Here is a 19,682-nt window from a genome sequence, read left to right on the forward strand (position 1 = left end):
TCTACTGTCATAAGTAACAGGTACCCGCGATAAATTGGCAGAATCAGAGGTGCACTTCGACCGACAGTGGCAAGTGATCCGAGAGGTGCGTCCAGGGCTTGCTGCCCAGTATTCGCGGCTCGTGACTGCTGGCATTGCGCAGGTAGATCCGATCCAGGCGAAGCAGGGGGAACCTGGCCGGGTAGGTTTTTGCGGGACGCCCGTGGTGGCGTTCGAAGGCTTCGTGCAGGTAATCGCGGCGGGCGAGGGCAGCGTTACCCTGGAGCTGCCAGTCATTGAAATCGCCGGCAATGATCACCGGCGCGCCGTCGGGCAAAGACTCAAGCAATTGGCACAGCAACTGGAGCTGCAACTGGCGGTGACTTTCCAGCAGGCTCAAATGAACGCAGATCGCATGGACTTCGGCGTGGCCCGGCACGTCCAGTACGCAATGCAGCAGCCCGCGACGTTCCGGGCCAGTGATCGAGACGTCGAGGTTGCGGTATTCGCGGATCGGGTACTTCGACAGCAAGGCATTGCCGTGGTGACCGTCGGGGTAGACCGCATTGCGGCCATAGGCGAAGTCGCTCCACATGCTGTCGGCGAGGAATTCGTATTGTGAGGTCTGCGGCCAGTCGTTGTAGCGCGACGAATGACGGTCGTGTTCGCCGACCACCTCCTGCAGGAACACCAGGTCTGCCGACGTGCTGCGTACCGCTTCGCGCAGTTCGGGAAGAATGAAACGCCGGTTGAAGGCAGTGAAACCCTTGTGCGTGTTGACGGTCAGCACCCGTAGTCGATGAATCGCCGGTGGCGAGTCCAACGACGCTGGGTCGACGGCCCGCTGCTTGGAATCAATGGTCACGTTCACTCCTCTGAATCAGGGCTGCTTAAGTATGCGACTGATGCGGGAGCGGGCAGTTCAGCGGGATTTTTTTGTGATTTTAAAAGATCGCAGCCTTCGGCAGCTCCTACAGGGGATCGCATTCCTTTGTAGGAGCTGCCGCAGGCTGCGATCTTTTGATCTTCTAGACAAACACAATCTCATAAGGCAACCGCATACGCTCCAGCAGCACCGGCGGCAGCAGCGGTGCGAGGCCGATGGCCGGTTCGCCGTCGAGTTGGCTGGCATAGGCGTGGGTGGCGTGGCTTTTGCGGGCGACGGTCCAGGTGTCGAGACGGACCTTTCGTGCACGGTGCCAAGGGATCAGCCCTTGAACGCGATTCGGCCAGTGCCAGGCCCAGACCGGCATTTCGTTGAACGCTGCGCCGACCAGGGCCGCGGCTTTCGCGCTGGCGCGCCCGACGACGCCATGATCGACGTTACCGTCCTCACACCAGGTGCTGAACACCACATCCCCGGGACGCAGGTAGCGGGCGATGAATTGAGTCAATTGCACCTCGCTCTCAGCCAGCGCGTTGTCGGTGAAGCCGCCGCGAATCCACTTCAGGCTGTGCATGGGCATGCCGAGCCGACGCAAGGCTTCGACACTTTCCTGGGGGCGAAACACACTCAGGCGTTTCTCCGACCATTGCTGCGACCCCGGATGGCTGGCGCTGCCGTCGGTAATCGAGATCAGTTGCAGGGGATGTCCCAGGGCGCTGAGCAATTGCAGCAGGCCACCGCAGGTCACGACTTCATCGCCCGGATGCGGGGCGATCACTACGGCGCGCGCGCCGGCGGGGACCAGGCTCTGGGTGCTGATGACGGGGATGTTGTTCAGTTGCGGGGCGCTGTTCCAGATTTGTGCAGGCAGGCTGTTTTCGCTGATGGAAACCGGTTTCATGGGATTACATCCTTGTTCGGGTTGATATCAGTGGGCAGCGCTCCAACCCCTGGATTGCCGCGAGCAGAGTATTGCTCATGTCACGCGATTCGTCGCCTCAATGCGCCCTCTGTTACGTTTTTATCCGGCCTGCACCATGTCCCGCAGAAAGTCTGCCGAAACTAACTGCGCTCGGCTGTCCAGGCGGAGATGCCAATCATCGCAAGCCCTCCAGGGCAGCCACGGAGCGCGGTTCGCGGCTCCAGAGTTCCAGCAGGAAATCGGCCTCCTGATGCAACACCAGGCGCGGCAAGTGCAAGTGCTCGTGGAGCAAGTCATGGACCTGGCGGGCGTTCAGCGGGCAGCCATCAATCGGTGGGCGCCAGTGACAGGCCAGCAGTTGGCCGTCGGCGGTCAGCGACCGTGCAGCGCACTCGATCAGTTGTTTGAGGTCTTCGGCGTCCAGGTAATAGCCAAGCTCGCTGAGCACGATGAGGTCGAACTGCTCGTTCGGCCAGTCGCCTGGCAAGCGGCTGCGCCGGACTTCTGCGTGATCGAACAGACTCAGGCGTGTGCGCGCCAGTGTCACGGCGGCGGCAGCGGTGTCGCAACACAACAGGCGATCACAGCGGCTGGCCAGCTCCGCACTCAGTTCGCCGTTGGCGCACCCCGGTTCGAAGATCGCGCGGTAGTGTGGCCGGGGCAGCGCAGCGAGGGTCACCGCACGTTTGCGCTGCTCGTACCAGCGCTGACGAAAGGCCCAAGGGTCATCACTGCCGGCGAACAAACCCTCAAAATAACGATCCTCGACGCTCATACAAACACCACTTCGAACGGTTGCAGCAGACGGTCGAGCACATACGGCGCCAGCACCGGCGGCAAGCCGATTTGCGGGTCACCTTCCAATTGGCTGGCGAATGCGTGGATGGCATGCCGCTTGCGCGCGACCAGTGCGGGTTTCAAGAGGATTTTTCGTGCACGGTGCCATGGCACCAGGCTGTCTTCAGGCGATGCCCAGTGCCAGGTCCAGACCGGCAACTCATACAACGTCGCCCCGACGCGCTGCGTCGCTTCGGCACTGGCACGTCCCACGGCTTCGTGATCACAATGGCCGTCTTCGCGCCACGTGGTGAAGACCACATCGTCGGGACGCAGGTGACGTTCAATGAACGCGCTCAACGCCGATTCCTGCGCGGCCACCTGACTGTCGGCGAACCCTGCGCGAAGCCATTTCAGGCTGTGCAATGGCAGCCCGAGGCGCCGCAGGGCTTCCACCGATTCCTGCGGGCGCACGGCGCTCAATCGCTCGACGGGCCAGCGCCTGGAACCGGGGTGACTGGCACAACCATCGGTGACCGAGATCAGTTGCAAGGCGCGCCCAGCGGCGGCCAGCAACTGCAGGAAGCCGCCGCAGCCTAATATTTCATCGTCCGGGTGGGGTGCGACGATCACGGCGCGGGCGCCCTCGGGCACCAGTGTCAGGATGTCGGCCACCGGCAGTTGCGCCAGGTGGCTTGAGGTTTGCCATAACCGCAGCGGGGTGCCTTGGCCGACAATCGGATTGGCTTTCATAACGTCCATGTCCCGCTCAGGTTTTTTTCTCCGAGCGCTGCAAGGTCTCGTTCTGCGTGACTTTGGCGCAGGAACACCGGCAGGTCGGCAATCAGCCGGGCGAATTGCCGATCCTTGCAATAGGGGCCGGCACCCAGGGCATGGCCGACGTGCTGGATGACCTGTTCGGCACTGTGTTCAACCACTGCGCGAACGCGACGGGCCAACAATTCGGCATCGGCTTGAGGCGCGGCATCGATGGTGATCGCGCTGGCCCGAAGTACCTCGGCGGCGGCATGCAGCGCGCGATCAACGGCGCCCAAGTGGGCGAGGGCGTGCGGTTCATTGCGGTGTGCACAATGGCTGCGCAGGCGCTCGGCGATAGTCTGCGCGGCGCCATACCAGCAGGCCGCGATACCGATTCCACCGTGCCAGAAACCGGGCCGTTGCAGGTAATCGCCAGGGTTGCCAATGGCGTGCGCCTGCGCGCCTTCGAACTGCACGTCGACGCTGCCGGTGGCGCCCATGCCCACCGCTTGCCAACCTGCGTCGGTAACGGTGACGCCCGGTTGATCCAGCGCCACGGCGACCAATTGCTGTCGGTCCTGGTCATCCCAGGCGGTGAGCAAGGCATGGCTCAACACCCTGGCCCCCGAGCACCACGCCTTGCGGCCGGTCAGCGCGACCATTTGCCCGCGGGCGCTCACGTGGACCCTCGCCTGCGGCGGTTCGGCAGCCCACATGCCCCAAGTGCCGGCGGGCATCGGCGAGCCACCGAGCTGCTGGATAATCGCCAGCGCATCGGTATGGCCTTCGTACAACTTGCACAAGCCCAGATCGTGACCGCCAACGTCCGCCAGACACTGAAAACGTCTCAATGTCTGACCACTGCCCGGCAGCGGAAGCCGATCCAGACCGGCCTGCACCATGGCCCGCAGGCACCGGCCTAACGCCTCGGTGTCGGCGTAGTCCGGTGATTGGCGTTGAAGAAATCCCTGGAGGTCCATTTCACTCTTCTTCCTCATGCTGCAATTCGAACAGCAACAGCGAGCGCCCAGTGACGGAATACTCGTGGCCGAATTCAAACCGCTCCTGACCCCGGATCGACGGCTGATTGGTGTCGATCATGCAGGTCCAGAAACCGCCGTCCGGCACTTCCGGCAAGGTGAAATTGACCACGTCATGATGCGCATTGACCACCAGCAGCAGCGTGGCGTCGGCCCCTTTACGGCGAATGCCGGTTTCCTGGGCGCGGCCATCGAGCAGCATGCCCAGACAACGGCCATGGCCTTCCTGCCATTGTTCGGTGGACATTTCGCTGCCATCCGGCGCGAGCCAAGTGACATCCTTGACGCCGATATCTTCGTTGTAATTGCCCACCAGGAACCGCCCGCGACGCAGGATCGGGTAGGTCAGGCGCAGCTTGATCAGGCGTTTGACGAACTTGAGCAGGGCCTTGCCGTCTTCGCTGAGGTCCCAGTTGACCCAGCCGATCTCGCTGTCCTGGCAATAGGCGTTGTTGTTGCCTTCCTGGGTACGTGCGAACTCATCACCGGCCACCAGCATGGGGGTGCCTTGTGACAGCAGCAACGTGGCGAAGAAATTGCGCATCTGCCGCAGACGCAGCTCATTGATCTCGGGGTCGTCGGTCGGGCCTTCGACGCCGTGGTTCCAGGACAGGTTGTTATTGCTGCCATCCTGGTTGTTTTCGTCGTTGGCCTCGTTGTGCTTATCGTTGTACGACACCAGGTCGTTGAGGGTGAACCCGTCGTGGGCGGTGATGAAGTTCAACGAGGCGTATGGGCGCCGGCCCCGTTGATTGAACATTTCGCCGGACGCGGTCATGCGACTGGCGAAGTCCGCCAGTTGGCCGTCATCGCCCTTCCAGAACGCGCGTACGGTGTCACGGAATTTGTCGTTCCATTCGACCCAGCCCGGCGGAAAGTTGCCGACCTGATAGCCACCGGGGCCACAATCCCACGGCTCCGAAATCATCTTCACCTGACGCAGGACCGGGTCCTGGCGGCAGGCCACGAGGAAGCTGTGACGTTCGTCGAAACCGTCGTGATAGCGCCCGAGAATGGTCGCCAGGTCGAAGCGGAAACCATCCACGTGCATTTCCGTGGCCCAATAGCGCAAGGAGTCGGTGACCATCTGCAACACGCACGGGTGACTCAGGTCCAGGGTGTTGCCGGTACCGGAATCGTTGATGTAGAAGCGCTTGTCGTCGGGCATCAACCGGTAATAGGAGGCGTTGTCGATGCCGCGCATCGACAGCGTCGGGCCTTGCTCGTTGCCCTCGGCGGTGTGGTTGTAGACCACGTCGAGGATCACTTCCAGATTGGCTTCGTGCAGGTGCGCGACCATTTCCTTGAACTCGGCGATCTTGCCGCTGGCCAGGTAGCGCGGGTCCGGGGCGAAGAACGCGATGCTGTTGTAGCCCCAGTAATTGGTCATGCCTTTGTGCAGCAAATGCTGGTCATTGACGAAGGCGTGGATTGGCAGCAATTCCACGCTCGACACGCCGAGTTTGCGGATGTGCTCCAGCACGTCATCGACCATCAACCCGGCGAAGGTGCCACGCAGGTTCTCGGGGACGGAAGGGTGACGCATGCTGATGCCGCGCACGTGAGTTTCATAAATGATCGTCTTGTCCCACGGCACGCTGACGCGGTGGTCGTGGCCCCAGGTGTGCGCCGGGTCGATGACTTTGCATTTGGGTACGAAGGGTGCGCTGTCGCGTTCGTCGAAACTCAGATCGGCGTCGGGGTGGCCGATGGTGTAGCCGAACAGCGCCTCAGACCACTTAAGCTTGCCGACCAGTTGCTTGGCATAGGGATCGATCAGCAGTTTGTTGGGGTTGAAGCGATGACCATTGGCCGGGTCGTACGGACCGTAGACGCGATAGCCGTAGATCAGCCCCGGATGAGCGTCGGGCAGATAGCCGTGGTAGATCTCATCGGTGTATTCCGGCAGCTCGATGCGTTCCAGCTCGACCTCGCCGGCATCGTCGAAGATGCACAACTCGACCTTGGTGGCGTTGGCGGAGAACAAGGCAAAGTTGACCCCCAGGCCATCCCAGGTCGCGCCCAGCGGGAAGGGCAAGCCTTCACGGATTCGCGAAGCCTCGGCATGAGGTTCTGGCGCGGCTTTCTTTGGACTGGTCATAGATGCTCCTGCAAATAGGGGTAATGCTGTTCCCCTGTAGGAGCTGCCGAAGGCTGCGATCTTTTGATGTTGCGTTAAAGATCAAGATCAAAAGATCGCAGCCTTCGGCAGCTCCTACAGGGAGCGGCAGCGTTCCGGTTTTTTACGGGCGAGCGCGCCCGCGGTGGCGAGAGGGCTCGCCACGAGGTCAAGCAGATACAAGAGGCTGAGCGTCAGGCCGCGGGCGGCTTTTTCGCTGTTCGAGGTTTTTTCTCGGCAGGTTTTTCGCCCGGCGGGATGACCTTTGAAGCCACGGCTGGCTTGGCCTTGGTTTTTGCCTCGGCCGCTTTGCCGTTGAGTTTGACGTCGGGCTTGTTGGCTGCCGGTTTGGTCGTGGCGGCTTTACTGCCTGAAGCTTTCGGCGATTTTTTTGGTGCCAGGGCTTCAGCTTCCGCCAGCTTGCGAGCCATCTCCCAATGACGGGCTTCCTGGCCCTCGGGTTGCCCTTCCGACTCCCAGATCTGATAGGCAAATTCGCGAACGCGTTTATCGTCGGTACTCATCGCAATGCTCCTGAACTGTGTTCAAGTTTGGATAAAGAGATTGACCGGGAAATCCCCCAGCGCGGCGCTAATCAGCAGCTCCATGTGTTGTGTGACTGCGACGCTTGAAAAAAGTCCCTTCAGATTTTCGTCAGGTGCGGCAAACGGTAATTTGACCCGTGTATCGCCCCACTGCGGCGCGCCGACATGGGGGTCGGCACTGTTTTCCAGCAGGTGCGCGCAGCGTATCGGTACGATCACGATGGCCCGTGTTCCAGCCTGTTCGCGCGCAAATGCCATGACCCGATGAGCCTCGCTGCCGACCACTTCAAGGGCTTGATACGACCCTCGTCGAAACAGCTCGGCATGCTCGGCGCGCAGGTTCAGCGTACGCGCGATCAGGGTTTGCTTGATGCGGCCGTCCCGCCAGTTTGCCAACAGGTCGGGCAAGTCCAGAGGCACTTGCATCGACTGCTGCCGGCTGGCGTAATCCACCGGCCGGCGGTTGTCCGGATCGACCAGGGTGAAGTCCCAGAATTCGTCGCCCTGATACAGGTCCGGCACACCCGGCACTGTCATGCGCAGCAAGGTTTGCGCCAATCCGTTGAGTGCACCGGGAGCCGCGATCGCCTGGGCGGCTTGAGCCAGCGCCGAGCGCAGCCCCTGACCTTCCGGGCTCAACAACAGTCGATTGAGAAAGGCCTCGGTCGCTTGTTCATAAGCGTCGTTCGCAGCGCTCCAGCTACTTTGCAATTTGGCTTCGCGCAGGGCTTTTTGCTGCCACTGCCAAAGGCGCTTGGCGTAGTCCTCAAGGCCAGGCTGATCGTCGCTATGCAGTGCCAGCGGCCAACTGCCAAGGATGGCTTGATAGAGAATCAACTCGTCGCCGGCCGAAGGCACGTTGTCGTCGCTGCGCAGCGACATGGCGAGCGCACGCCAGCGTTCGACTTGCTCGACGTACCAGTCGCTGCGCTCGCTCAATACCGCAAGCCGCGCCCGGGTGTCTTCGCCACGCTTGTGATCGTGAGTGGCCGTGGCCAGCAAATTGTCCGGAAACTCGTCGAGGCGCTTGAGGCAGGTCGCATGAAAGTCGCTCACCGGCGCGCTGAATTGCTCGGTGCTGAACCCCACGTCATTGCGCGACAGCAACACCGCCGAACGATAGAACGCCGTGTCTTCCACCGCCTTCGCGGCGGCCGGGGAGGTCAACTGCTGAAACCGCACGCAGGCATGTTTAAGTATCTTGCGCGGGCGACCCACCGGGCGTTGGCGCCACGGTTCACCGCCCAGCCAGCGCGCCAGGCAATCGAGTACCGGCCAATCGGCCTCGCCGAGGGTTTGTCGTGCTCCCTCCATGGCCTGCTGGAAAAACACGTCGTCCTCGGCCGAACGACCGCGGGGGCTGATGTAAGTACGGTACACCGGAAAATGCACGATCAACTCCTGCAGCGCCCGACGGATCGCGCCAAGGGTCAGGTCGCGGGTCATCAAGTCTTCCCGGGCCACTTGCAACAGGGCTTGCGCGACACTCTCGAAATCGCCGGCGAGCGAACCGTTGAGGATCTGCTGGCGGGCCAGTTGGGCTTCCTGGCGGAAATCCGCGGGCCGTTCGCTGTGCCTGCTCCAGAGTTCGCCCAGGGCCTGGGCACCTTCCGGGGCATGTTGCAGCAGCGACAACTGGTTCATGAATTCGTAACCGGTGGTGCCGTCCACCGACCAGTCGCGGTGCAGGGTTTCGCCTTCACCAAGGATCTTCTCGACGTAGATGGGCAGATGCCGGCCCGGTGACAGGCTGTCGACTCGACGCCGCAGTTTACGGCAGTAACCGCGAGGGTCGGCGAGGCCGTCGATGTGGTCGATGCGCAAGCCGTCTACCAGGCCTTGCGTCACCAGCTCGAAGATTTTTGCGTGGGTGGCTTCGAACACGGCTGGGCGTTCCACGCGCAAGCCCCCGAGTTCGTTGACATCGAAAAAACGCCGCCAATTGATGTCATCCGCAGCCGTCCGCCAACTGGCGAGGCGATAGCTTTGACGCTCGAGCAGCTGGTGCAAGCGCTGGAAACCTTGCGCGGTCAGTGAATCGTAGGCCTCAAGGTTCTGTTCAATGACCTGCCGAATGGCCGGATCGCTGGCCAGTTCACGCAGTTCGTCTTTTAACGGAATCGCCAGGCTGTGGGCGTCCGTCTGGTAACTCAATGTGCTGAAGCGCTCGGCCAGTGATTTCAGGCGCTCGTCATCGCCCTTGAGCAACTCGCCGTAATTCATCGGGCAGATCGGGAAACGATGGTCATAGTGCTCGACAAAAAACTCGCCCCGCCGGGCATCCAGGCGCAAGGGCAGGGTGCCGTCCTGCAAGGCGACCCCGTAATCGCTGCCCAGGAACGGCAGCAGCAACTGGCCTTCCATCAAGGGGTCGGGCGAATGCCACTGGATGTCGAAGAATTCGCCGTAAGGGCTCAGCCGTCCCCATTCCAGCAAGTCCAGCCACCAGGGATTATCACCCCCGCCGACGGCCATGTGGTTGGAGACGATATCGAGGATCAGCCCCATCTTTTGCTCACGCAAGGCACTGACCAAACGGCGCAACGCCGCCTCGCCACCGAGTTCGGGATTGACCGTGGTCGGGTCGACCACGTCATAGCCATGCATGGAACCGGCACGGGCGCTCAGCAATGGTGAGGCGTAGACATGGCTGATGCCGAGGCTGGCAAAGTACGGCACCAGTGGCACCGCGTCGTCCAGCGTGAAACCTTTATGAAATTGCAGTCGCAGGGTCGCCCGCAACGGCTGGATGGCCAATGGAGTCATTGATCACGCTCGCCGGCCTGAAGTCGCGCGCAGGCGAGCAGTTCCAGGCGCCGGGCAGCGTCCGGGCCATCGAGCAACGCCTCGCTGTTGCCGGGCAGTCGCCGTGACCAGTTGGGGTGCGTGTCGATGGTGCCAGGCAGGTTGGCTTGCTGCTCGATACCCAAGGCATCCTCCAGCGGCAACAACACCAAGGGCGCGCGGGTGTGACCGAGAAAACGGATGGCCGCATCGAGAATCTGATCGGACTCGTGGGACTCTTCGCGAAAGTTCTGCGGGTCCTCGCTTAACACGCGTCGCAGGCCCTCGCGTTCACGTTCGCGGTGCTGACGCCAGTCGATTTCACCCTTGGCGTCGACCAGGTTCAGACGTGAGCTCCAGTCGATATCGTGACCATGCCACCAGCCATTGATCGTTGGCAGATCATGGGTGCTGGTGGTTGCCAATGCGTTATCCGGCCAATCGAGGATCGACTTGAAGTGAGTGTTGTCCTGTTCGAACAACAGCACGCGCATGCCGAGGATCGAGCGGGCGATCAATTTTTCCCGCAGGCCATCGGGCACGGTACCGAGGTCTTCGCCGAGGACAATCGCCTGGTGGCGATGAGACTCGAGCGCCAGCAGACGCAGCAAGTCGTCGACCGGATAATAAAGGTAGGCGCCATCCGCGGGCGACGCACCGTTGGGGATCACCCATAGCCGTTGCAGGCCCATGACGTGATCGATCCGCAGGCCACCGGCGTGCGCGAAGTTGGCCCGCAGCATTTCAATAAACGCACGAAAACCGTTGCGGACCAGGCCTTCGGGTGAAAACGCGGAGATGCCCCATCCCTGGCCACTGCGATTGAGTATGTCCGGCGGCGCGCCGACGGTCAGGGAGGCCAGCAGTTCATCCTGGCGGCTCCAGGCCTGACTGCCACCGCCATCGGCACCCACCGCGAGATCGGCAATCAGGCCGATGTTCATGCCACTGCCGCGCGCGGCGGTTTGCACGCGCTCAAGGCATCGAGTAATCAACCACTGGCAGAAAGCGAAGAAGCCGATGCGTCCGGCGTTCTCTTCGGCAAACTCGGCCAGTGCGGCGCTGCGCGGGTCGCGCCATTGTTCGGGCCACTCGCGCCAGTCGAGGTTTTCACCCTTGGCCGCGCGGGCTTCTTGAATGGCTTCAAAACGGCAGTGATTTTCCAGTGCTTCACCAGCGGCGTGACGAAAGCTGCTGAAGTCGGCGTGCAGCGGGTGTTCACCCAGCACGAAGCCTTCGTACAGCGCCTGCAACAGTCGATGCTTGGCTTCGGCGGCGGTCGGCCAATCGATCAATGGCAGCTCTTCCAGACCCTTGAGCTCGGCGGCCAGGCCGGTTGCATCGATGGCGCTGCGCAGCGCGCGCTCACCGAGGATTGCACCGGGCGCAGCGTAGAGACTATTGAGGAACAAGCGGCTGGAGGGCGAATAGGGGCTGTAACGCTGGGTATCATTGCTGAACATCGCGTGCAACGGGCTGATCGCCAAGGCCTCGGCGCCACGTTCACCGGCGACTCGGGCCAGGTCTTCGAGCGCCTGGGTATCGCCGAAACCGCCATCGCCGGGGCGACGCAGCGAGTACAGTTGCACGCTCAGGCCCCAGGTGCGAGGGATCGGGCTGTCGACGGCGTCACCGACGCTGTAGCAGCGTGCCGGGGCAACCGCCAGTGTGAAGGATTGCCCATCGATGCTGACATGCTGATAACCGACCGGGATCAAGCCCGGAAGCACTGCTTCGGCATCCAGTTTCAGGTTGAGTCGCGAACCATCTTCAAGGTGGATTTCGCAAGGCGTTTGCGGTTCGAAGTAACGGGCCAGGTTCAATCCGGCACCGAAGTCGGCGGTAATAAGCGGCGGTAGCACGTGAGTCTGTTGCACCTGCAGCAATTCCTGCAGGCTGGCGTCGATTTCCTGGGCGCTGCCGGCCGGGTGGCCGAGTCCGGTGAGGACGGCGCGTAATACCGATGGGGCGACTTTCTGCGGGCGGCCGTTGGCGTCGATCCAGTCGACGGCCAGGCCAGCTCGGCCGGCCAGTATTTCCAGTTGCGCATCACTCATGGGCGCTCTCCATCCGGGGGTAGCAAAGGGGCTGCGGCCGTGAGACTGACAAGCGCGCAATACGGGGCAAGATGCCCCTGATCCAACAGGCGGGCTGATTGCGCAGGGTGTTCGAACAACAACCGTGCACCGGCCTGTGAGGTGTGGACCACGGGCGTGTCGCCGAGGTTCAGGTCAATGCGCAGCTCGCTGCCGTCACCCAGGGACCAGCGCGTGCTCACTGCGCCTTTGCCAATCACCTCGGCGCCCAGCGAACGCGTGCCCGGCAGGCGCGGGATGATGTGTTCGTGGCGCAGGCTCAGCAACTGTCGGTACAACGCTTCGATTGCCGGCTGCTCCGGGGCGGACAGGTCGGGCCGTGACGCTTCAAATGTCCGGGACGCGTTGGGGTCGGGAATCTGTTCGCGCTTATGTGGGTCGGCAAACACGCTGAAGGCGGCAAACTCATTGCGTCGACCTTCACGCACCAGCTCCGCCAGTTCGCCGTGATGGTCAGTGAAAAACAGAAAAGGTTCTTCGACCCCGAACTCGTCACCCATGAACATCAGCGGGATCATCGGCGACAACAGCAGCAGCGCGGTGGCGGCTTTCAGGGCTTCAGGATGCGCCAACTGATGCAACCGCTCGCCGAAGGCGCGGTTGCCGATCTGGTCATGGTTTTGCAGGAACAGGACGAACGCGGTGGGTGGCAGGTGTCCACTGGGTTCACCCCTGGGTTCGCCGTGACGGTTGATGTGGCCCTGAAATACGAAACCCTGGCTCAGGCAACGCGCCAGTTGCTGGGTCGGTTGTTCTGCATAGTCAGCGTAATAGGCATCGGTTTCGCCGGTCAGCAGAACGTGCAACGCGTTATGACCGTCATCGTTCCACTGGGCGTCGTAACCTTGTTCCAACAGGCTGGCCTGGTTGTGTTCGTTTTCCACCATCAACCAGACATGCCGCGCCGGATCGGCTTGCTGGCGAACCCGATGGGCCAGTTCCTGCAAGAAGTCCGGGCTCTCGATCGCGTGCACCGCGTCCAGCCGCAAGCCGTCGAAACGGTACTCCATCAGCCACATCAACGCGTTTTCGATGAAGAAGTCCCGCACTTCGCGTCGCCGGAAGTCGATGGCCGCACCCCAGGGGGTGTGCTTGTCTTCACGAAAGAAACTTTTCGCGTAGTGATGCAGGTAATTGCCGTCCGGACCGAAGTGGTTGTAGACGACGTCGAGAATCACCGCCAGGCCATGGCCGTGTGCGGTGTCGATCAGGTGTTTGAGTTGTTCGGGAGAACCGTAGGAAGACTGTGGCGCGTAGGGCAATACCCCGTCGTAGCCCCAGTTGCGTTCACCGGGAAACTGCGCCAAAGGCATCAATTCGATCGCGGTGATGCCCAGTTCAACGAGGCGCGCCAGGTGCTGCTCGACCTCACTGAAGCCGCCGAGCGCACCGACGTGCAGTTCGTAAATCACCGCCTCATTCCATGGGCGACCTTGCCACTCATTGTGTTGCCAGCGGTAGGCGAGGGGATCGACCACCACGCTCTGCAGGTGCAGCGCCCCGTCCTGCGCGCGGGAGGCCGGGTCGGGCACGTCCAGCTCACCGTCGATGTTGTAGCGGTAACGCGTACCGGCGGGGCAGCGGGTTTTGATCACGAACCAACCGTCGGCCTGAGGCAGCAGCGGCAAGGATTGTCCATCTTCCAGTTCAACACTGACGTAAAACGCATCTGGCGCCCACAAGGCAAAACGCGTGTGCTCTGCGTCCAGCATGATTGCGCCGTGGGGCCAGGTCTCAAGAGTCCGTAACGGCATTCGTTGAAAACCTCTGATTATTTGTGGCCTGCTTTACCCAACGCCTTGATGACCAGCTGTTCGTAGAGATCGGCGTACGGTTCGACCGCTTTGCACCAGTTGAACGGTGCGGCCATGGCACGGCAGCGCATGGCGTGAAGCAGTTCGGGGAAGGCGAAAACCTTGAACGCCCGGCTCAGCGCTTCTTGATAACTCTCCACCGTGGACTCGTCGAAGAGGAACCCGGTGACACCGTTTTCGATGGTGTCGGCCAGGCCACCGGTATTGCGCGCCACCGGCAACGAACCAAAACGCTGGGCGTACATCTGGCTCAAGCCGCACGGTTCGTAACGCGAAGGCATCAGCAGGAAGTCGCTGCCGGCGAACATGCGCCGGGCATCGGTTTCGTTGAAGCCGATACGTACACCGACCTGACCAGGGAAACGCAGGGCCAGTTCACGCATGGCTTGTTCTTCTTCCGGTTCGCCACGTCCGATGATTGCGATCTGGCCGCCAGACTTGACGATGTATTCAGAGACGGCTTCGGTGAGGTCCAGGCCTTTTTGATACACCAGGCGCGAGACCACCGCGAACAGCGGGCCCTCGGAGTCGTCGAGGCCGAAAAGATCACGGACATGCGCGGCGTTGACCGCCTTGCCTTCCCAATCGCCGATGCTGAAGGGGCAGAACAGGTGCGGATCGGTGGCGGCGTCCCAGCTTTCATCAATGCCGTTGGGAATACCACTGAGCAAACCTTGCTGGGTCTTGGCGGCGAGAAAACCGTCGAGGCCGCAGCCGAAGGCCGGGGTGGTGATTTCCTGGGCGTAGGTGGCGCTGACCGTGGTGATGTGGCTCGAATAGGCCATGCCGGCCTTGAGGAACGACATCTTGCCGTAGAACTCCATGCCTTCCTGTTGTAAGGCATGGGCAGGGATGCCCAGTTCAGGGCACGAACCCAGGCTGGTCACGCCTTGATAGGCCAGGTTATGAATGGTGAAGAGCGTCGGGGTGCGCTGCCCACGCCAGTGCATGTAGGCAGGCGCCAGGCCGGCCGGCCAGTCATGGGCGTGCACCAGGTCCGGGCACCAGTGAATTTGCGCGAGGTTGGCAGCGATATCGGCGGCCGCCAGGCCCAGGCGAGCAAAGCGGATGTGGTTGTCGGGCCAGTCGCGACCGTTATTGGCGCCGTAGGGCGAACCTTCGCGCTCGTAGAGTTCGGGGCAGATCAGCACATAAATGACCAGACCGTCGGGCATGTCCATGCGCCCGATCTTGCACGGTGGCAACGCCGCGTGCCCACCGAGTTCACCAATAATGTGAATCGGGTTTTCGCTGTGCAGCACTTGCGGGTAACCGGGGATCAACACGCGCACATCGTGCAGGTGGGCCATAGCCCGGGGCAGCGCTGCGGAGACGTCGCCCAGACCACCGGTTTTCACCAGGTCGGCGATTTCCGAGGTCACGAATAACACTTTTTTCCTGTTCGGATTTTGGCTCACAACCGGTGCAAGCGTCTTGGTGCCGGGAACGATGACCGATTGGGCCGATGGCGCGCTCACGGCGTTCGATTCGCCGACCTGCTGATGAGCACGTTCTCCCTGAATATCTAAAGCCGCACTGATCATATGAATCTCCCGTGTTGTTGATCTAATTCTCAGGTCTGGCACTGACGGTGTTTCGTGGCCAATTCCTGTGGCCGGGCGCAAACGCGCGACACATCGGTGAGCAAGCGCTGCCAATGCGTTGAAGCAGAATGGCTGGAGTGGACGTTGCAAGGATTGCACCAGTCGCAACGCACTTACCTTTCAGAGGACCGACCACGAACAGCAAAAGTTTCGATTTTTTTCACACTTTGTGACCGACCGGTTTTACCCCGCGAAAATGAGTCTAGGCCAGAACTTAGAGCGGTGAAGCTCAAATGGCAAAATTGTTCGACAATCGGTTCAAAGAGGTACGAACGTCCCGGGTCGGGAGGAAAACGCTCCGACGAAGTGCAGTTTTTTTTGCGATCGAGCCCTATTAGGTAACCCTGCCGTCACATAACCGTGCGCGGCGCTGCATCCCTCCCGCCCCGTATTGGTGCGCCCTCCTGTAGGAGCTGCCGAAGGCTGCGATCTTTTGATCTTGATCTTAAAAAGCAAGATCAAAAGATCGCAGCCTTCGGCAGCGCCTACAGGAATTTGTCTTGGGGCCTTGATATAGTTCGGACCTCATTTTTTCCCGGTAAAGGATCACTGCGATGTCTCAATACACTGCATTCACCGTCGAACTGGCCAACAAAATTGCCCATGTGCAGATCAATCGTCCGGAAAAAATCAATTCGATGAATGCCGCGTTCTGGAGCGAAATCATCGAGATCTTCCAGTGGGTGGAGGACACCGACGAAGTCCGCGTAGTGGTCCTCAGTGGTGCAGGCAAGCATTTTTCGTCCGGCATCGACCTGATGATGCTGGCCGGGGTCGCCAATGAACTGGGCAAGGACGTCGGCCGCAATGCGCGCTTGCTGCGCCGAAAGATCCTGGCCCTGCAAGCCTCCTTCAATGCGGTCGACAATTGCCGCAAGCCGGTGTTGGCGGCGATTCAGGGCTATTGCCTGGGCGGTGCGATCGACCTGATCGCCGCCTGCGACATGCGGTACGCTGCCGAAGACGCGCAGTTTTCGATCAAGGAAATCGACATCGGCATGGCGGCGGACGTTGGCACATTGCAACGCTTGCCGCGCATCATCGGTGACGGCATGCTGCGTGAACTCGCTTACACTGGTCGCACCTTCGGTGCCGAAGAAGCGCGTGGCATGGGCCTGGTCAATCGCGTCTACAGCGATACCGCCAGCCTGCTCGACGGCGTCATGGGCATAGCCCGCGACATCGCTGGCAAGTCGCCGATTGCCATCACCGGCACTAAGGAGATGATCAGCTACATGCGCGACCATCGCATCGACGACGGCCTCGAATACGTCGCCACCTGGAACGCCGCCATGCTGCAATCCACCGATCTGCGCGTGGCCATGGCCGCCCATATGAGCAAACAGAAACCCGAATTTCTGGATTGATTGAAAAATGACCTCACGCTGGACCACCGCAGTACTGGACACCGACCAACCCGGCGGCTGGGCCGTAGCGCGCAGCCCCGAGGGCTTTCTGTTTGATGACAATGGCGCGCTGTTCCCCAGGGAATGGCTCAAGCGCCAGGACCTGTCGATCCTCGCTGAACATGGCATCGGCCATCTGGACGGCGAGCCGGTTTACCTGCTGGAGTTGCGCAGTCCCAGCGACGTACCAGGCTGCAACTGGAAAGGTCTGCGGGCGTTCATGCTGGAAGGTGATCACACGGTCTACAAGGTGCTTGGCTACGCGGCGCAAATCGGCACCTGGGCCCGCGAACACCGGTTTTGCGGTAACTGCGGGCAGGCCATGACGCAGGTGCCGAGGGAGCGGGCAATGTATTGCCAGCCGTGCGACTTGCGCAGTTATCCACGCATTTCGCCGAGCATGATCGTGCTGGTGACCCGGGGTGATGAAGTGCTGCTGGCCCGTTCGCCACGCTTTGTGACCGGGGTCTACAGCACGCTCGCCGGGTTTGCCGAGCCGGGTGAGTCGGCGGAGGACTGTCTGATTCGCGAGGTTCGTGAGGAAGTGCAGATCGAGGTCAAGAACATCCAGTACCTGGGCAGCCAGTGCTGGCCGTTCCCGCACTCGATGATGCTGGGCTTTCACGCGGAATATGCCGGCGGCGAGATTGTCTGTCAGGAGGACGAGATCGAAGACGCCCAGTGGTTCAACGTGCACGAGCTGCCGCCGTTGCCGGCGTCACGCTCGATTGCCCGTTACCTGATCGACGTCTACGTGGCGCGGCGGTTAGGCCACGCTGAACCAGTGTTGCCAGGCTAAACGCACGGTCAAACCCAACACCACGGTGATGAACACCGGGCGAATGAACTTGGCGCCGCCGCTGATGGCGGAACGTGCGCCAAAAAACGCACCGACCATCACCGACAGACCCATGCACAGGCCAATGATCCAATCGACTTGCCCGGAAAACACGAACACCGACAGCGCCGCTATGTTGCTGACGAAGTTCATGCTGCGCGCCACGCCGCTGGCCTTCACCAGATCGATGGGGTACATCAGCAAGCTGCTGACCGTCCAGAACGCACCGGTGCCGGGGCCGGCCACACCGTCGTAGAAACCGAGGCTGAAGCCTTGGGTCGATTGCCACTTCTTCTTGATCGGCGCATCGCTGTCCAGCGGCGCTTTTGGCGTGCCACCGAACAACAAATAGACGCCGCAGGCGAAGACGATCACCGGGAGCATTTTGTTCAGCCATTCGGCCGGCAAGTAATGCGCGACCACGGCGCCGGTCAGTGCGCCGACGAGCGTGCCGACGATGGCATGCACCCATTGCCTCGGATGAAACAGCTTGCGGCGGTAGAAGGTGAAACTGGCGGTGGCCGAGCCAAAGGTCGAGCTGAGTTTGTTGGTGCCCAGTACCAGATGCGGCGGCAGGCCCGCGGTCAGCAGCGCAGGCGTGGTCAACAGACCACCGCCGCCCGCGATGGCGTCGATGAAACCGGCAATGAAAGCGACTATGGCCAGAATGGCCAGGGTGGTGAGGTCAACACTGAGTTCGAAAGGCATGGAATCGGCTTATTCGGCGGGGTGCAGGGAAGGGCTGCGGGGAAGGGGCGATAGCTTACCTTTATCCAACTTCTGCGGCGACTGGTCTGGCGCCTTCGTCGGAACGCCGCCCGGAGCAAGCCTAATAGCCCCTGTAGGAGCTGCCGCAGGCTGCGATCTTTTGACTTTGCTTTTTTAAAAAACAAGATCAAGAGATCGCAGCCTGCGGCAGCTCCTACAAGGGGCAGTGTTATAGGCCGAGGTCGGACAGGCCTGGATGATCGTCAGGGCGCCGACCCAGCGGCCAACGGAATTTTCGATCGCTTTCCTTGATGGGCAAGTCGTTGACGCAGGCAAACCGGTTGGCCATCAAGCCGTTTTCATCGAACTCCCAGTTCTCGTTACCGTAGGAACGGAACCAGTTGCCGGAATCGTCGTGCCATTCATAGGCGTAACGCACGGCGATGCGGTTGCCGGTGAACGCCCAGAGTTCCTTGATCAGGCGATAGTCCAGTTCCTTGGCCCATTTACGCGTCAGGAAACCTTTGGCTTCTTCGCGGTTGTAGGCGAACTCGGCGCGGTTGCGCCACTGGGTGTCCAGGGTGTAGGCCAGGGACACTCGCTCCGGGTCGCGGGAGTTCCAGCCGTCTTCGGCCAGGCGAACTTTTTCGATGGCCGATTCACGGGTGAAGGGCGGCAATGGCGGACGAACTTCAGCGTTAGACATTTAATGTCTCCTTATCAAGGTAAAGTTCAAAACATGCAATCGGGCTTGTTAGCGTGTTACAGGTCCAATAACTTTCGCGCCATGTATTGCGCATTATTGGCGGCACTGTGATCACCCATGACAAACGCCACGGTAATGGCACCGTCGATCAGGATCAGCAGCTGTCTGGCCAGCGTCTCCGGATCTGTAGCGCCATGTTCGGTGCAGAGCTCGCACACGTAGTCGAGCAATTTCTGTTTGTGTGCCCTGGCCACCCGTCGAACCGGGTCTTGCGCGTCGCCGGTTTCACCGCTCGTATTAATGAATGCGCAGCCGCGGAAGCCTTCGGCGTCAAACCAGGTCTTGAGCACGGTGAACAGGTTGAGCAGGCGTTCGGCCGGGGTGTCGGCCTTATCGACTTCAGTTCGGTACCAGTCCATCCAGCGCAGGTCGCGGCGTTGCAGCGCGGCGACGGTGAGCGCCTCCTTATTCGCGAAGTAGCGGTAAATACTTTTTCTGGAGACACCGGCGGTTTTAACCAGTAGATCCATGCCGGTGGCGGCAATGCCACTTTTGTAGATCAACTTTTCGGTGACATCGAGAATGATGTCGCGTGTGGAGTTGCTGGTGATTTCGTTCATGTTGCGAACAGTAGAACGGACGTTCTTCATGGTCAAGAATATTTTCAAGATCAAAAGATCGCAGCCTTCGGCAGCTCCT

Annotated in this window: 16 protein-coding genes; 2 read left to right on the forward strand and 14 right to left on the reverse strand. The window is 61.0% G+C overall.

The window, feature by feature from the left end; translation table 11 throughout:
- Positions 1-43: 43 nt before the first annotated feature.
- From ACA052_RS13295 to glgA, 11 genes are all read right to left on the reverse strand, one after another.
- Entirely contained in the window at positions 44-844 is an 801-nt protein-coding gene (locus ACA052_RS13295) for an endonuclease/exonuclease/phosphatase family protein (protein ID WP_497650088.1), read from the reverse strand.
- A gap of 163 nt (positions 845-1,007) precedes the next feature.
- A complete protein-coding gene (locus tag ACA052_RS13300) occupies positions 1,008-1,766 on the reverse strand; it encodes a PIG-L deacetylase family protein (RefSeq protein ID WP_497650089.1) in 759 nt (252 codons plus the stop codon).
- 196 nt (positions 1,767-1,962) lie between these two features.
- Positions 1,963-2,562, reverse strand: coding sequence for an SAM-dependent methyltransferase (locus tag ACA052_RS13305; protein WP_497650090.1), 600 nt, complete (start codon positions 2,560-2,562; stop codon positions 1,963-1,965).
- Positions 2,559-3,317 carry a PIG-L deacetylase family protein gene (locus tag ACA052_RS13310; protein ID WP_497650318.1) on the reverse strand — a complete coding sequence of 253 codons (759 nt, stop codon included), beginning with the start codon at positions 3,315-3,317 and terminating at the stop codon, positions 2,559-2,561. Before ACA052_RS13310 ends, ACA052_RS13305 begins: the two co-directional genes overlap by 4 nt.
- Positions 3,314-4,303, reverse strand: coding sequence for an acyl-CoA dehydrogenase family protein (locus ACA052_RS13315; RefSeq protein ID WP_497650091.1), 990 nt, complete (start codon positions 4,301-4,303; stop codon positions 3,314-3,316). The genes ACA052_RS13310 and ACA052_RS13315 overlap by 4 nt, the downstream gene beginning before the upstream one ends.
- 1 nt (position 4,304) lies before the next feature.
- On the reverse strand, positions 4,305-6,464 hold the full coding sequence (gene glgX, locus ACA052_RS13320; protein ID WP_497650092.1) for a glycogen debranching protein GlgX: 2,160 nt from the start codon (positions 6,462-6,464) through the stop codon (positions 4,305-4,307).
- Between the two features lie 212 nt (positions 6,465-6,676).
- A complete protein-coding gene (locus ACA052_RS13325; protein WP_497650093.1) occupies positions 6,677-7,006 on the reverse strand; it encodes a DUF2934 domain-containing protein in 330 nt (109 codons plus the stop codon).
- Between the two features lie 21 nt (positions 7,007-7,027).
- On the reverse strand, positions 7,028-9,793 hold the full coding sequence (locus ACA052_RS13330) for a malto-oligosyltrehalose synthase (protein ID WP_497650094.1): 2,766 nt from the start codon (positions 9,791-9,793) through the stop codon (positions 7,028-7,030).
- The gene (malQ, locus tag ACA052_RS13335) at positions 9,790-11,868 is read right to left on the reverse strand and encodes a 4-alpha-glucanotransferase (protein WP_497650095.1); all 2,079 of its coding nucleotides are present in this window, start codon (positions 11,866-11,868) and stop codon (positions 9,790-9,792) included. The genes ACA052_RS13330 and malQ overlap by 4 nt, the downstream gene beginning before the upstream one ends.
- Positions 11,865-13,661 carry a malto-oligosyltrehalose trehalohydrolase gene (treZ, locus tag ACA052_RS13340; RefSeq protein ID WP_497650096.1) on the reverse strand — a complete coding sequence of 599 codons (1,797 nt, stop codon included), beginning with the start codon at positions 13,659-13,661 and terminating at the stop codon, positions 11,865-11,867. Before treZ ends, malQ begins: the two co-directional genes overlap by 4 nt.
- A gap of 17 nt (positions 13,662-13,678) precedes the next feature.
- Positions 13,679-15,265 (reverse strand): glycogen synthase GlgA, encoded by a 1,587-nt coding sequence (gene glgA, locus ACA052_RS13345; RefSeq protein WP_497650097.1) that lies wholly within the window; start codon positions 15,263-15,265, stop codon positions 13,679-13,681.
- Positions 15,266-15,879: 614 nt separating this feature from the next.
- Here glgA and ACA052_RS13350 point away from each other — a divergent pair.
- Positions 15,880-16,692: a crotonase/enoyl-CoA hydratase family protein gene (locus ACA052_RS13350; RefSeq protein ID WP_497650098.1), complete on the forward strand. Its 813-nt coding sequence runs from the start codon at positions 15,880-15,882 to the stop codon at positions 16,690-16,692.
- Positions 16,693-16,699: 7 nt separating this feature from the next.
- Entirely contained in the window at positions 16,700-17,530 is an 831-nt protein-coding gene (nudC, locus tag ACA052_RS13355; protein ID WP_497650099.1) for an NAD(+) diphosphatase, read from the forward strand.
- On the opposite strand, the gene ACA052_RS13360 is transcribed toward nudC, so the two are convergent.
- The 3 genes from ACA052_RS13360 to ACA052_RS13370 form a co-directional block, all read right to left on the reverse strand.
- The gene (locus ACA052_RS13360; RefSeq protein ID WP_497650100.1) at positions 17,498-18,277 is read right to left on the reverse strand and encodes a TSUP family transporter; all 780 of its coding nucleotides are present in this window, start codon (positions 18,275-18,277) and stop codon (positions 17,498-17,500) included. The two genes, nudC and ACA052_RS13360, sit on opposite strands and share 33 nt — an antisense overlap.
- A 229-nt stretch (positions 18,278-18,506) precedes the next feature.
- Positions 18,507-18,983, reverse strand: coding sequence for a nuclear transport factor 2 family protein (locus ACA052_RS13365; protein WP_497650101.1), 477 nt, complete (start codon positions 18,981-18,983; stop codon positions 18,507-18,509).
- A gap of 56 nt (positions 18,984-19,039) precedes the next feature.
- On the reverse strand, positions 19,040-19,603 hold the full coding sequence (locus tag ACA052_RS13370) for a TetR/AcrR family transcriptional regulator (RefSeq protein WP_497650102.1): 564 nt from the start codon (positions 19,601-19,603) through the stop codon (positions 19,040-19,042).
- Positions 19,604-19,682 lie beyond the last annotated feature (79 nt).

This window comes from Pseudomonas sp. LBUM1644 (assembly GCF_059716195.1).